General features: G+C 43.4%; 7 protein-coding genes. All 7 read right to left on the bottom strand.

What is annotated here, in order from left to right:
- Window positions 1-30: 30 nt before the first annotated feature.
- Window positions 31-2,427, bottom strand: a complete 2,397-nt coding sequence (locus LLW17_RS04815; RefSeq protein ID WP_228229130.1) for an ABC transporter permease — start codon at window positions 2,425-2,427, stop codon at window positions 31-33.
- A gap of 164 nt (window positions 2,428-2,591) precedes the next feature.
- Entirely contained in the window at window positions 2,592-3,434 is an 843-nt protein-coding gene (locus LLW17_RS18955; protein WP_350355197.1) for an ABC transporter permease, read from the bottom strand.
- Entirely contained in the window at window positions 3,435-5,036 is a 1,602-nt protein-coding gene (locus tag LLW17_RS04820) for an FtsX-like permease family protein (RefSeq protein ID WP_350355198.1), read from the bottom strand.
- A 155-nt stretch (window positions 5,037-5,191) separates the two neighbouring features.
- Window positions 5,192-7,603 (bottom strand): ABC transporter permease, encoded by a 2,412-nt coding sequence (locus tag LLW17_RS04825; RefSeq protein WP_228229131.1) that lies wholly within the window; start codon window positions 7,601-7,603, stop codon window positions 5,192-5,194.
- Window positions 7,604-7,741: 138 nt separating this feature from the next.
- The gene (locus LLW17_RS04830) at window positions 7,742-10,141 is read right to left on the bottom strand and encodes an ABC transporter permease (RefSeq protein WP_228229132.1); all 2,400 of its coding nucleotides are present in this window, start codon (window positions 10,139-10,141) and stop codon (window positions 7,742-7,744) included.
- Between the two features lie 158 nt (window positions 10,142-10,299).
- The gene (locus tag LLW17_RS04835; protein WP_228229133.1) at window positions 10,300-12,657 is read right to left on the bottom strand and encodes an ABC transporter permease; all 2,358 of its coding nucleotides are present in this window, start codon (window positions 12,655-12,657) and stop codon (window positions 10,300-10,302) included.
- A gap of 89 nt (window positions 12,658-12,746) precedes the next feature.
- Window positions 12,747-15,143: an ABC transporter permease gene (locus LLW17_RS04840; protein WP_228229134.1), complete on the bottom strand. Its 2,397-nt coding sequence runs from the start codon at window positions 15,141-15,143 to the stop codon at window positions 12,747-12,749.
- Window position 15,144: the final 1 nt, after the last annotated feature.

Consider the following 15,144-nt stretch of genomic DNA (forward strand, 5'->3'; position numbering starts at 1 on the left):
TTATTTTTATTGTTATTATTATTTCTATTGTTATTCAGTTCGTAAAGATTTTACGGGGTTTGCCAGCGCCGCCTTAATGGCCTGAAAACTTACCGTTAAAATGGCAAGGACTAGAGCTCCCGCGCCTGCTCCTAAAAAGACCCACCAGTGTATAGTTGTTTTGTAATTAAAATCCTGAAGCCACTCGTGCATAAAATACCACGCCAGCGGAGAGGCGATCAGAATAGCCAGTAAAATCAGTTTAAGGAAATCAAAAGAAAGTAAGGTGGTAAGCTGCAACACCGATGCACCCAGAACCTTACGAACTCCCAGCTCTTTCATACGCTGCTGTGCGCTGAAGGTTGCTAGGGCAAAAAGCCCCATACCGGCAATCAGCATCGCCAGAATGATAAACAGGTTAAACACGTGTGACAAGCGTTCTTCGGAACGAAACATCGTGTCAAACGCATCATCCAGAAACTGGTATTCAAAAGGAGTAGCAGAATCGTATTGGGTATAGATCGTTTCCATTTTTGAAAGCAATTGGGGCACATCACTCTCCGGTTGAAAACGCACAAATAAACAGCCGCCACTTTTGCCCAGAATGTTTGTGGTTGCTTTAGTTTTTGAATTCACAAACAAAGCCACTGCATTTATGGGCGCATCCAGATTTTCAAAATGGAAATCCTTAACTACACCAACAATTTCTCTTTTACTGTTTCCAAAAAGCAGACTTTCTCCTATAGGGTTTGGTCCCAGTTTAAATTTACTGATTGCCGCTTCGTTGATGATTACCGGATCGCTTTTAGAATAGAAATTTTCGTCATCCGGCTTTGTTTCCCAGGTTACACCCAGGGTTTTAAAGAAATCATCATCTACCGAAAATATGGGCAGACCCGTAGCATCAGGCACTTGTTCTGAAGACGCAAAAAACATATTATAACCTTTGTAAATAGGATATTGAGCTACTGCCGTACTGGTTACCTGTGAGAGCTTTTCGATCTCATTTCTAAAAGGCGTACTGTTAGTCCCCATGGTATTCTGCAGTGTTACCATAACTACGTCAGAACGGTTTAGACCGGTATCCACCCCGCGCACATAATCCAATTGCTGATGGATGATAATACCGCTTATTAAAAGGGCTATCGCAATGACAAACTGGACAGTAGTACAAACCTTACGTAAGCGTTCTTCTCCCATTTTTGAAGCTCTGCTGCTTCTAAGGTTCTCAACAGGGTTGAAGGCAGACATCACCAATGCCGGGTAAAAACCGGTTGCCAAAACGGTAAAACCTAACAGACATGTAAGGATCAGGAGGAAGTTTTTATTAAGGAAAAAGGAAGCGTCAATCTCAATGTCCAGAAGGCTAAAAAACCAGGGGTTTAAAACTACACTAAGGGCTACCGAAAGCAGAAATGCAAAGATTACATAAAGGGTAGATTCCACATAAAACTGAAACGCCACACTTTTTCTGCTGGCACCATTTACTTTGCGCACGCCGATTTCTTTAGAACGCAGGGTTGCCCGTGCGGTAGATAAACTCAAATAATTGACTAAGGCAAGCAACAGAATTAGCACCGCTATCAACGGAAAAATACGGATGTACCTAGTGTTTGAAGCGTCTCTTCCGTTTAAATGTTTATCGGTTAACAAACTCAGGCTGTAAACATCAGAAGCCTCTGCATTACCCTGAATGCTGAGTTTTTGCATCGTGTTTTCAACCGCGTTTTTAGCTGTGGGATTAGTCAGTTTTAAATAGGTAGGAAAAGCACCCAATCTAAAGACTTCCGAATCAAAATCCCTCTCAAACTCTTTCATGGTTGGCATACTGCTCAGCGATGCTAAAAAGTCGGGGTGTAAGCTCGAATTGCTGGGTGTATTTTCCATCACACCGGTGACGGTAAACAGGTAGGTGCTGTCCTTTCGCACTGATAGTGTTTCGCCAATAGGGTTTTGATTACCAAAATACTTTTTGGCCATATCCTCGCTAAGCACCAGCGAATAGGGCTTGCTTAAAACAGTTGCCGTGTTGCCATTTTTCAACTTAAATGAAAAGAAGTCAAAGAAATTCGCATCAGCATAGCTGAAGTCCTTTTCCGAAAATCGCGTGCCGGGCTGGCTCGTATTTGTGATGATCACCGGCTTGTATTCTTCCTTTAGACGCAGGCTGCTAGAAACCGCCGGACTTGCATTTTCGGTGAGCTCTCCAACCGTGGCATTCATCGAGTTCATATAAATGCTATCTCCGCCCATATTTACCTGAGCCTCCACTGCATAAATACGGTCAGAATCTGTATGAAAGCTGTCATAGCTGCGCTCGTGCGCCACATAAAAAAGAATTTGCGTACAGGCGGTAAGCCCTACAGCCAGCCCACCGATGGTAATAAAACCGGAGAGTTTATTCTTTACTAAATTCCGCCAGGCGATTTTGATGTAGTTCTTTAACATTATCTATTGTTATTGTTATTGTTATTGTTATTGTTATTGTTATTGTTATTGCTATTCTTTATTGAATTTGGAGTTGGTCTTTTAAATAACTCAGTAACCTAATAACCCAATTAACATTTAACCCCTTTCCTTTAATTCCCCTTTGGGGGTTAGGGGCTCGGGGCTTATTCGGTTCGTAAAGATTTTACGGGGTTTTTCAATGCGGTCCTTAACGTTTTAAAACTCATAATCGCAAGAGCGAGCACAACCATTCCGATGCCGCTTAGGGCGAAAACCCACCAGCTCATTTCGGTTTTATAGGCATAATCCTGAAGCCAATTGTGTAAGCCCCACCAGGCAAAAGGCACCGCAATGAGATAGGCCAAAACCACCAGCTTCAAAAAGTCTGTACACAACAATAAATTAAGTTGCGCCAGAGAGGCCCCGAGAACCTTGCGTATACCTATTTCTTTGGCGCGACGTTCGGTCGTATGAATCACAAGCCCCAGAAGTCCCAGACAACTTATCAAAACGGACAGTCCGGTAGCCCAGTTGAGCAGACCTGCGATGCGCTGCTCCTGTTCGTAGAAGTTTGCAATTGTCTCATCAATAAAGGTCATTTTAAAATCTTCGCCCGGATATACTTTTTTGTACACCTGCTCGACCTGAGCTATAGTGCTACTCCAGCCGTCGGGTTTATCATCCAATACCAAATGGACAGTCCTGAAATTTGTACGGCGTTCTCTGCCGGTATCTCCGGTAAGCACCAAGGGTATAACTTCGGTTTTAAGAGAGCGTTGCTTAAAGTCTTTCATCACGCCCACGATCAAGCGCGTATTGCTATTCAGCTCTATATACTTTCCAACTATGCCTTCTGGATCTTGAAAACCAAAAGCCTTCATTCCGGTTTCATTAATCACATATTCTTCAATAGTATCGTTCAATGGTTTTCTTCCCGCAAGAAGATCAATATTATAAACATTTAAATATTCGCTGTCTCCATTGAGAATCTGAAGTTCCTGAATCACTTACTGATCTTCGGTTTTGTAGATTCCCATCCGGGTAGCCATATTGTGTGAAGCCGGAGGCATTCCCCCCAAACTACTATTAGAAATCCCCGGTAGTTTCCTGATTTCCTGTTCCAAAACGAGTCGCTTGCTAACGTTTTGATCCTCCCACGGAGTTTGCAGATATGCCACGGCATCGGTTCTAAAACCCAAATCACTGTGCATCATAAAATACAATTGCTTGCTTACAAGCAGAGTGGCAATCACAAAAACCTGAGCAATGACAAATTGCGACACGGTTAATACTTTTCGTAAAGAAGCCTTATTTGCAGTGTTTGTGACCGTTCCTTTAAAAACTCGAGTCGGTTTAAATCTTGACAAAACCACTCCCGGGTAAAAACCCGATAAAAACGTAAGAATAACTAGAAGTCCAAGCACGAGACTAACAAACCACGGACTTGCCATAAGCCCCGCATCAACCCCATCGGGGATGAAATCATTAAACAACCTTAAAGCGAGGATCGCTATCAAAACCGAAGAAATAGCCGCCAGCAGGGTAAGCAAAAAGGTTTCTCCCAGAAACTGCAGAACCAATTGCCTTTTTGAACTCCCCAGGGTTTTACGAATACCTATTTCCTTTGCGCGCTGCGTCGCCTGGGCTGTATTGAGGTTGATAAAATTGATACTTCCTAAAAGCAGCAGAAAAATGGCTACGAAAATAAGGCTGATCAATATATTCTTATCAGCTTCAGGCCGTGAATAATCGTATATCCCATACTCCTGATCAAAATGCAACTCCGAAAGGGGCTGCAGATGAAACGTACGCTTATTGTTGTACTTTATCATATCTGCATCTACGTGTTGCTTACTTAATGCTGCTAACTGGCTTTGAATCTGCGCTTCGGTGCTATGCTCCGAAAGTTTAATATAAAGCTGAGAAGCATTGTTTGTCATAGACCAACTCTCGCTGAATACCTGATCTTTACTATCGGTTTGCCTGACGGTTTCTAAAGAAACAAATTCATCAAAGTAAAGGTCAGAACGTTTATCAAAATCTTCAACAATACCCGAAACCACACCCTGCACCTCGGCATTATACACAAGGGTCTGCCCCATTACTGCGGTCAAAGGCAGGTTGGGAAAGTATTCTAAAGCACGTTTGCGGGTAAGTACAACCTGATTGGGTTTTTGTAGTGCAGTTTCTTTAGAACCGGCAATCCAGTCATACTCAAAAATGTCAAAATAGCTGGCCTCGGTAAGTATGATTTTTTCGGGATCACGAAAAATCTGTTCGCCGGAAGCAGCTTTAGATTCGCTGATCCACCAGTTAAAAAAGTAAGCCGATTGTTCAATGCCTGTTAATTCTTCACGCGCAGCAAGACGCATAGGCGGGGTTACTCCACCATTCTTAAAATTTCCCTGGGGGGTTTCAAAATCGGTCACCACCCGGTAAATACGATCCCTGTCTTTATGAAATGTATCAAAGGTAAAATCATAATACACCATAAGACCTATCACAAAAGATGCGCTAAAGCCAATGGCCAGACTGATGACGTTAATGAAGGAAAACAACTTATTGTTCCAAATATTCCGCCAGGCGATTTTGATATAGTTCTTTAACATGATCTATTGTTATTGCTATTGTTATTGTTATTGCTATTCCTTATTGAATTTGGAGTTGATCTTTTAAATAACTCAGTAACCTAATAACCCAATTAACCATTAACATTTAACCGATTTCCATTAATTCCACCTTTGGGGGTTAGGGGGCTCGGGGCTCATTCGGTACGCAGCGATTCCACCGGATTCTTAAGCGCTGCCCGTATGGTCCTGAAACTTATCGTAAACAGGGCTATAAAAACCGCCAGCAGACCGGCTGCCAGAAAAATCCAAAGATGCAATTCAATACGGTATTCATAATCCTGCAGCCATTGTGATAACAGCCACCAGGCAACCGGGGCGGCAATTACAAAAGCGACGCCTACGAGTTTCAGAAAATCTTTAGTCAATAAAAATGTGATTTGCGCGACACTGGCGCCTACCACTTTACGGACCCCGATTTCTTTGGTTCGTTGCGTCACTACCAGCATCGAGATCGCAAAAAGTCCGATACAGCTTAGGATAATGGCAATCAGCGAACCGCTGCTGATGATGGTGGTCATCGTGCGCTCGCGTTTAAAGGTGCGGTCGATGTTTTCATCTAAAAAAGAGCCGAGAAATTCGGCGTTGGGCTCAATGCGTTTCCAGGCATCTTCGATGCTTTCAAAAGTCTGGGCCATATTTTGAGGAGCCACCTTTACAAAAGCATAATACAAATCCCAATCGCCTTTCATAAACAGACTTATAGGTTCGATTTTTTTGTTGAGCGACTGAAAGTTGTAATCCTTCAGGACGCCCACCACGGTATATTTGATGGAATCGTCAATAATAAGTTGTTTGTTTAGGGGATCTTCTTCCTGAAGTTCGCGCGCCATCGCTTCATTGATTACAATAGAAAGGCTGTCGCCGGAATAACTTCGGCTAAACGTACGCCCCTCTTTCAACTGAAGGCCTAAAGTTTCCGGGTAATCATAGTCAACTACCAGCATATTGGTAGAAACGCCACGGCCTTTATAATCAAAGCCCATCCGGCTAAAATAGGTGCTTCCGTCTTTCCCGAGACCCAGGTTGTTGTCTGAAGCCGTAACCGAAAGAATACCCGGTTTCCCGGCTAGTTCGTTGCGCAGCAAAGCCACATTCTGGCGGTTGGTGCGCTTTCCGTTTAAAGGAATAGCAACCACCTGTTCCTTATTAAACCCAAGGTCTTTATTCCGCATATAGTCCAGCTGCTTCCCCAGGACCAAAGTCCCGGAAATCAACACAATCGCAATGCTAAACTGCACCACCATCAGCGCATTGCGCACCCGGTTTTTACCGGCTAAATCAAGCTTTCCTTTTAAGGCTTTGAGTGTGCCCAGTTTGCTCAAAACCAAAGCCGGATAGCCGCCCGCAATAAACGTGATCAGGATAAATGAAATTAAAAGGGTGATTACAAGTGTTGACGAACTCATATCTGTAAGTCTCGCCGGGGTGTTGAAGAGCTGGCGAAAAGGGGATTCTAAAGCCAGACTAAGACCTATCCCCAGCAGGAGTGCAATTAAAAAGATCCAGACGCTTTCGCTCCAAAACTGAAAAAACAACTGTTTTTTAGCCGCGCCGAGGGTTTTACGCATACCTATTTCCCGCAGGCGCTGGGCACTACGCGCAATGCTCATATTCACAAAATTGATCCCCGCAATAAACAGAATGAGTAACCCAATCCCTAAAATCATATAGGGATAAGCCCGACTCACTTTTAAGTAATCTCCTTTAAAATCAGCAAAATGAATGTCTTTAAAAGGAAGGAGATTAAGTTCTAAATAATTGCCGTTTGCATTGGGTTGCGCGCCGTCACGTTTAAGATCTTCAATGTTTCCCTGATAATGCAGGTTGTTAAAGGAAACCGCGCTTTGCGTGAGTGCCTCTGGGGTGGTATCTGCACTAAGCTGAATAAAAACCGAATGATTTCGGGAATCCCAACGGTCAACATTTTCGGCATAATTGGGAGAATGGGTGAAATTAACTGCCGCGTCAAACCGAAGCCCGCTGGTTACCGGAATATCTTTAAGAATACTTCCTACGGTAAACACCTCGTTGCGCCCGTTTACAAGCAGGTTTAGGCGTTCGCCCAGCACTTCGGTCTTGCCAAATAAACGTTGGGCGGTCTCTTCGGTAATGCTTATTTGTGAATCGTTTTTCAAAACATCAACCGGACCTCTGAGCGTTTCAAAACTAAACATCTCAAAAAATTCAGGATCTGTAAAGATCAATCTCAAATCAAGCTCCTTACCTTCCTCCAGATTGAGGGCGTGATCGCTGATGTAGCGGGAAATGTGCTTGATATTGGGCAGTTCCCGCTCCAGTGCAGGCGCAAAAGGCACCGGCATAGAGGTCGCCAGTTCCTGACCATCGGGGGTCTGCTCGCTGTAATACACCTGAAAAAGGTCTTCCTTATTTTCGTGAAATTGATCGTACGACAAATCAAAAAAAGCATACATCCCCAGCAGCAGCGCTGCCGCAAATGCGACACTCAGTCTCAGCAGATTAAGCAGGGTAAAGCTTTTGTCTTTCCACAGATTCCTAAACGCGATTTTGATATAGTTTTTTAACATTATCTATTGTTATTGTTATTGAATTTGGAGTTAGTCTTTTAAATAACTCAGTAACCTAATAACCCAATTAACCATTAACATTTAACCCATTTCCATTAATCCCCCCTTTGGGGGTTAGGGGGCTCGGAGGCTCGGGGCTTATTCGGTTCTTAATGATTTTACAGGGTTAGCTATTGCGGCTTTTACAGCCTGAAAGCTTACCGTTACAAACGCGATGAGTGTTGCTCCCAGACCTGCAAGACCAAATACCCACCAGTGTATAGGCGTACGGTAGCTGAAATTCTGTAACCAGGCGCTCATAATCCAGTATGCCACTGGAGACGCCAGTAAAAAGGCCACTCCTACCAGTTTTAAAAAATCTTTGGAGAGCAGTCGTGTTACTCCCGCAACACTGGCACCTAAAACTTTACGCACCCCGATCTCTTTGGTGCGTTGTTCTGCCATAAAGGCCGCGAGACCAAAAAGACCCAAACAGGCAACAAAAATGGCCAGCACCGAAAATAAGGTTGCCGTACGTGCTGTGCGCTCTTCTGAAGCGTAAAGCTGCGCGACATGCCTGTCTACAAAAGCGTAGTCAAAAGCTGTATTGGGCAAATTTTCATTAAAGGTTTGCTCTAAATCGCTGATTAATTGTTGCAGGTTTTGGGTATTGTAGCGTATCAGGAGGGTGCGTATACCTTCAGGGGCATCATTGGCTTTGTAATACATGTACCCGCCACTGTCTTCTTTAAGTGAATTGAAGTTGAAATTTGCCACCACGCCCGTGATAATGGCTTTACCGCCCAGCTCTGTATTTATGGGTTTATTTACCGCATCTTCAGGGGTTTTATAATTCAGGTAGTGGAGTATCTTTTCGTTTATCAACGTATACACAAGCGAATCTCCCTCGGGAATGTTTTGCGGAAGCTCAGAACCGGCAAGAAGCTTCAGTTTTAAGGTTTCAACCACATTACCTTCGGTACGGCAACTCGCGATGGGCATTCCCGTTTGATCTGTGCTTAAACGGCTTACAGACCTGCCGCTTTCATCGGCCCCGGGTATAGATTGTACGGCTGCAATACCCGCTACATAAGTCTTTCGGTTTAAAGCGTTTTGCAGATTTTGAACCTGCTGCCTGTTTTCGGCAGATTTTACCGAAACCGCAACCACGCCATCGGGATTATAACCCAGGTCTTTATTTTTTATAAAATCCATTTGCTGCACGATCACGGTAACCGCAATAATTAAAATGATAGAAGCCGCAAACTGAAACACCACGAGACCCTTTCGCACAACTTCTGAGGCGGTATGCTTTTTTGTGGATTTATTCACCAGCGAAAGCGGCGAAATTCCGGTCATAGAAAGCGCTGGATAGCTACCCGCAACGAGGGTAACCAGCAGCCAGATAAGAGCTAAGCCAATTAAAATAGGTGTAGCTAACAGATCACTGTAATGCAGCGTATTACCGGTGAAATTTTTAAACAGAGGCAGTACCAAAAATGAAATCCCAAAAGCGAGAACCACGGCTATAAAAACCAGAATCGCGGTTTCTACATAAAACAGGGAAAGCATATGCTTCCGGCTGGCGCCCAAAACTTTATTAACCCCTATGCTCTTTCTGCGCTTCTGCGAATTTGCTGTCGCCAGATTCATATAGTTGATGCAGGCGATTAGCAATACCAGTACAGACAGAAATACCAAACTTCTAACAGTGGTAATACTTCCCAGCTTTGAAGAATATCCGTCGCCAATTCCTGCTGAGTACAGGTGTATTTTGGTTAAGGGTTGCAGGTAAAACCGGGTGAAATACTGTCCTTCTTTAGCAACATATTTATCGATCAACCGGGTTGCCTGAGATTCAATTTGTGCCACGGGAGTTTCGGGTTGTACTTGCACATAGGTCTCATAGCTGGCATTGCTCCAATACTCATTTTGCCCCATCCACGAGTCCATGATATTGTAAATCAGCTCGCAGTCTATCACACTGTTACGGGGTAGGTTTGTGTAGACTCCGGAGACCTGAAGCGTATCGCGGTTGTTTACAGTGATAAATTCACCCAGAGCAGATTTAGTACCAAAAAACCGTTCTTTAGCAGCCTGAGACAGTACCACCGAGTTGGGGTTGGCAAATGCATTTTTTGAGTTTCCTTCTAAAAATTTAAAGTCAAACATCTCAAACACCGTAGAATCTGCAAGGTAAAGTCCGTCTTCTGTAAAGTTTTTAGTCCCAATTTTTAAAGAGGCCGTGACTCCAAAATCGTCTTTAATGAGCCGCGTCATTCTTTTAACCTGCGGAATGTCTTTGACCATCGCCGGACCAACGGCGTTGGGTAGTTCGGCCCAGGTTTCAAAGTTGTATACTTCGGAAGTCTTCATATTCACACGGTAAATGGCTTCAGCGTGCGAATACATTTTATCAAAGCTGAGTTCGGTATTTACAAAGGAAAACAGCACAATACAAACACATAAGCCAACCACCAGGCCAATGATGTTTAAACCCGTAAACAGGCGGTTTGCTTTGATATTCCGCCAGGCGATTTTGATATAGTTCTTTGACATTGTCTAGTGTTATTGCTATTGTTATTCTTTATTGAATTTGGAGTTAGTCTTTTAAATAACTCAGTAACCTAATAACCCAATTAACCATTAACATTTAACCCCTTCCCCTTTCCATTAATCCCCCCTTCGGGGGTTAGGGGGCTCGGGGGCTCGGGGGCTTATTCGGTTCTCAAGGATTTTACGGGGTTGGCGATTGCGGCTTTAATGGCCTGAAAGCTTACGGTTAACAGGGCAATTCCTATAGCGGCAATACCCGCAACTACAAATACCCAGACGTTAATCGATATGCGATAGGCAAATCCCTGCAGCCAGCTGTACATAATATACCAGGCCAATGGGACTGCAATTACTATGGAAACCAGTACCAGAACTATAAAATCTTTAGACAGTAAGCGCACGATACCGGCGACACTCGAGCCTAACACTTTGCGCACCCCTATTTCTTTGCGCCGTTGCTGTGCGGTGTAAGCCGAAAGTCCAAACAGACCCAGGCAGGATATCAAGATGGAAAGCGCCGCAAAAATTTGGGATAACGAACCCATCAACTGTTCGTTTTTAAACCGCCGGTCAAACGCGGCATCTACAAACTCGTATTCAAAGGGATAACCCGGGTTGTAGGTTTTGAGGGTTTGCTCTATGGTACTCAAGATTTCATCTGCCGGGTAGTTGGGATTGGTCCTCAGATACATGTATTGGGCCTCAGACGGAAAGTTGAAAAACATAACCGGATCACTGGTGCCATACATATCACCATATAAATAATCATTAGTCACTCCAACAACGGTAACCGTATCGCCAAACCAGTCTATGGTTTTACCCAGTGCACTGCCTGCTCCCATTAGTTTTGCAAATGATTCGGTGATAAGTACGTGCGTGCTGTCTTGTGCTACGCTTGTACTGAAACCCCGACCTTCAAGAATCTTAATCCCGGTCGTTTCTAAATAACCATCAGTGACATACCTGAAAGACACCAAAACATCTTCTGTATCGGTTCCTCCCTGCCATCTCAAACCCGAACCGTTATTACCGGCAGACATTATGTTTGAATTTGATAAACCCAAACTGCCTACCATCCCGGTATTCTTCAGGCTTTCTGCTATCGCATTCCTGTTTTTAATCAAATCTCCATTTACAGGTATTTCAATCAGGTTTTCTTTATTTAGGCCTAAATCCCGATTTTTTACGTGCTGCACCTGCTGATAAACCAGAAGGGTGCTTATGATGAAAACAATAGAAACCGAAAACTGGGTTATCACGAGCCCCTTCCGCACAAAACCGGCTCCTTTAGCCTGTATGCGATTGCCTTTTAAAACCGCTATGGGCTTAAAAGAAGAAAGGTAAAACGCAGGGTAAAGGCCTGCCAATATTCCGCAGGTAAGCGTTATTCCTAATAATGAAATTAAATGTGAGGGTACTGTAAGACCTAATGAAAGCTGCTTTCCTATAAGTCCGTTAAAAGCAGGAATGATGAGCAGCAGTACCAATACACTCAATACCGCAGCCAATAGAGCAGTAAGCATCGCCTCGGTTATAAATTGAAGAATCAGCTGCTTTTTATCTGAACCCAAAGTTTTACGCACCCCTACTTCGTTTGCCCGTTTCTCGCTTCGGGCGGTTGACAAATTCATAAAATTGATGCAAGCAATGATTAAGATGATCAGGGCCACAAAACTGAATAAGCGCACGTACTCTATTCTTCCGCCTACCACTTCTCCGTTTTTAAAATCAGATCTCAGATGCCAGTCTTTTGCTGCATGCAGAATGGCCTGGGTATCTGCATCGTCGGTCTTTGCCGGTAAAACCTGCTTTACTTTGGCATTAACCGTGTTGAAATCAGCACCCGGCGCCAGCATCACAAAGGTGTCTGTAAAATTGCTGCCATAGTCCTGAGTCCAGGGTTTGTCCTGAGTAAAGTTTTCAAAAGGTACAAGCCAGCTAAAACCGTAAGTGGTATTTTTGGGAAGATTTTCAATTACTCCGGTTATTTTAAAATGTTCCTTCTGGTTAATCTGAACACTCTGTCCGTATAGATTGTTTGGATTTTCAAAAAGAATTTGAGCCAACTCCTGCGTAATAACGATTCCGTCTTTACTCTTAAACGCTTCAGATGCATTGCCCTCAATAAATTTCAGGTCGTACAGATCCAAAAAATCGGCATCAGTGTAGGAACCGCTACTAACAACCGAAGAATTATTCACGCTAAACAAAAAGTCGGCATTACGAAAGCGCGCTGCCCTGGTTATTTCAGGAATCTCAGCTTTTAAAGCTGCAGCTAAAGGTCCCGGTGTCGCCTGAAAAAACGTACGTGTTTGCCCTTCATAGACCTGATTGGTAGGCACACTGTACACCCGTTCCTGATCTGTAACTACAGTATCATAACTCATCTCATCTTCAACCCAAAGCAGAATGATGCTGGCACAGGTGATTCCTATGGCAAGGCCAAAAATATTGAGTGCGCTGTATCCCTTGTTCTTCCAAAGGTTTCTAAAGGCGATTTTGAAATAGTTTTTAAGCATGATCTATTGTTATTTTCATTGCTATTCTTATTGTACTTAGAGCAAACCTCACAGGTTTCTAAAACCTGTGAGGTTTAGCCAATAGGGATTCACTCTGTTCTCAAGGATTTTACAGGGTTAGCGATTGCGGCTTTAATGGCCTGAAAGCTTACGGTAATCAAGGTTATTAAAAGAGCTCCAAATGCAGCAGCTATAAATATCAACGGGGAAATATCGGTTCGATAGGTGAATTTTTGAATCCACTCCTGCATCAGGTAGAATGCGACCGGTGAGGCGATGAGCAAAGCAATCACAACCAGCAAAACAAAATCTTTAGACAGCAGCAGCCACAGGTTAGCCACGGAAGCACCCAACACTTTACGCACGCCTATTTCTTTAGTGCGTTGCGCTGCTACAAACGAAGCTAAGCCAAACAAGCCTAAACAACTGATTACTATGGCAAGCACGGTAAATATTTTTGCAAGGCTCGCTACGCGCTCCTCCTCGGCAAACTTTCTGGCATATTCCTGATCTACAAAATCATAACTAAAAGGAGTATTTGGAAAGTTGCGGGTAAACACCTCTTCAATCTGCGCCAAATTTTCACCCGCACTTTGACCCGGGTTTAAGCGTAAATTCCAGTAGCTGGCGTTGCCGTATTTATCCAGAACATAAACAGCCTGCTTTACCGGTTCATAGGGTGACTGTACAACCGCATCTTCCACAACGCCTATCACACGTAAAAGCGTTGGGTTTTCCTCACTTCCCTGACGAATGATTTTGCCCACAGGATCTTTTAATCCCATATATTTAACTGCAGCTTCATTAAGAAGAATTGCACTGGAATCTGTAGCAAATGCTCTGGAGAAACCCCGACCTTCCACTACTTTCAGTCCCAAAGTCTCTACATACTCATAAGACACTTCGGTAAAGGCGAAGTCTTCCTGAAAACCTTCGGGTTTACCTTCCCAGTCGTAGCCGCTTCTGTTAGACCATACATCTGTGCTGGGACTGCTGGAAGTAGCCATCTCCATCACTGCTCCCGAGGTTAAAAACTGCTGACGCATCAAATCATCTTTTCCTACGAATTCATAACTCATTACTGGAATTTGAATCAAACCTTCCGTTTGATAACCTATCGGTCTGTTTTTGCTGAATTCAATCTGAGACATCACAATAAGCGTCCCAATTATCAGAGCGATTGAAACGCTGAATTGAGTTACTACCAATACCTTTCGAGGTAAGGCAGCCATTTTTCCGGCTTTAAATGTTCCCTTCAAAACTTTAACAGGTCTAAACGAAGACAGATAAAGAGCAGGGTAACTACCTGAAATAAAAGCAGTAAGACTAATAAATAAAAAAGCTGCAACCCAGAAGATCGTACTGTTCCAAGGGAAATCTATCGCTTTGCTGGCCAGCTCGTTGAAGCCGTCTAAAAACAGCAGTACCAACCCTAAAGCAATACCAAAAGCAAAAAATACAACTAGAAAGGATTCGCTGAGAAACTGCCCTATGAGTTGGCTTTTTGAAGAACCGATGGCTTTCCGAATACCTACCTCCATCGCACGCTTTTCAGATCGTGCGGTACTTAGATTCATAAAATTGATGCAAGCTAACAACAATACAAACGCTCCTATAATGCCAAAAAGCCATACATTTTCTATACGTCCTCCGCTGGAAATCCCATTCTCAAAATCAGCGTATAAGTGCCATTTTTCCATAGGCCACAGAAAAAATTTTGAGTTAAACTGAACCGAATTCGGGTTTTTTTCCTGCTTTATGTTTGCTATAGCCTGAGAAACCTGGTTTAAATCTGCCTGCTCTTTTACTTCTACAAAAAGCTGAAAAGAATTATTCCCCCACTGGTCAGCTGCATTTTTTAACCAGGGTTCAGACACGATGTAGTGTTTCCACGGGATAAAAAAGTCGATAGCGTGAAACGAATTATTATTGGGAATATCCTCATACACCGCAGTAACCATCATGTTGTCCCGGTCATTCAAATTGATGATTTTACCTAAAGCCGATTCAGTGCCAAAGAGTGCTTTGGCACAAGACTGTGAAATCATAACAGCATTCTGTTCCTTTAATGGATTAAGCTCTCCTTGGGTAATCTGCAAATCAAGCATTTGGGGAGCCTCTTCTTGAATACTCATTCCGTTTTTATTCACAACATTATCTCCCACGCGCAAGGTCATAGACTGTTCCCAGGAAGCCATTACAATGTGTTCAAAATTATCTGCATACTCTTCAGGCAGGACAAACTCAAGCGGTCTGGATATTGCCACACCCGTATTAGTCTCCCCGTTGTAAGTTTCGGTTTGATAGATTTGGGCAATGCGCTCTTTATTTTTATAATAGGCATTATAATTTAACTCGTCTGCAACCCAAAGGCCTATCATAAGTGTTACTGCCATTCCCAACGCTAAACCTAAGATGTTGATAACCGAGTAACCCTTGTGCTTGAGTAAGTTTCGCCAGGCGATTTTGAAATAGTTTTTAAGCATA

The organism is Leeuwenhoekiella parthenopeia (genome assembly GCF_020782115.1).
In the GTDB taxonomy this organism is placed as follows: Bacteria; Bacteroidota; Bacteroidia; order Flavobacteriales; family Flavobacteriaceae; genus Leeuwenhoekiella; species Leeuwenhoekiella parthenopeia.

Excerpts from the sequence above, each read along its gene's own strand:
- LLW17_RS04825 (WP_228229131.1), bottom strand. The coding sequence starts at position 7,603 with ATGTTAAAAAACTATATCAAAATCGCGTTTAGGAATCTGTGGAAAGAC.
- LLW17_RS04840 (WP_228229134.1), bottom strand. The coding sequence starts at position 15,143 with ATGCTTAAAAACTATTTCAAAATCGCCTGGCGAAACTTACTCAAGCAC.
- LLW17_RS04835 (WP_228229133.1), bottom strand. The coding sequence starts at position 12,657 with ATGCTTAAAAACTATTTCAAAATCGCCTTTAGAAACCTTTGGAAGAAC.
- LLW17_RS04820 (WP_350355198.1), bottom strand. The coding sequence starts at position 5,036 with ATGTTAAAGAACTATATCAAAATCGCCTGGCGGAATATTTGGAACAAT.
- LLW17_RS04815 (WP_228229130.1), bottom strand. The coding sequence starts at position 2,427 with ATGTTAAAGAACTACATCAAAATCGCCTGGCGGAATTTAGTAAAGAAT.
- LLW17_RS04830 (WP_228229132.1), bottom strand. The coding sequence starts at position 10,141 with ATGTCAAAGAACTATATCAAAATCGCCTGGCGGAATATCAAAGCAAAC.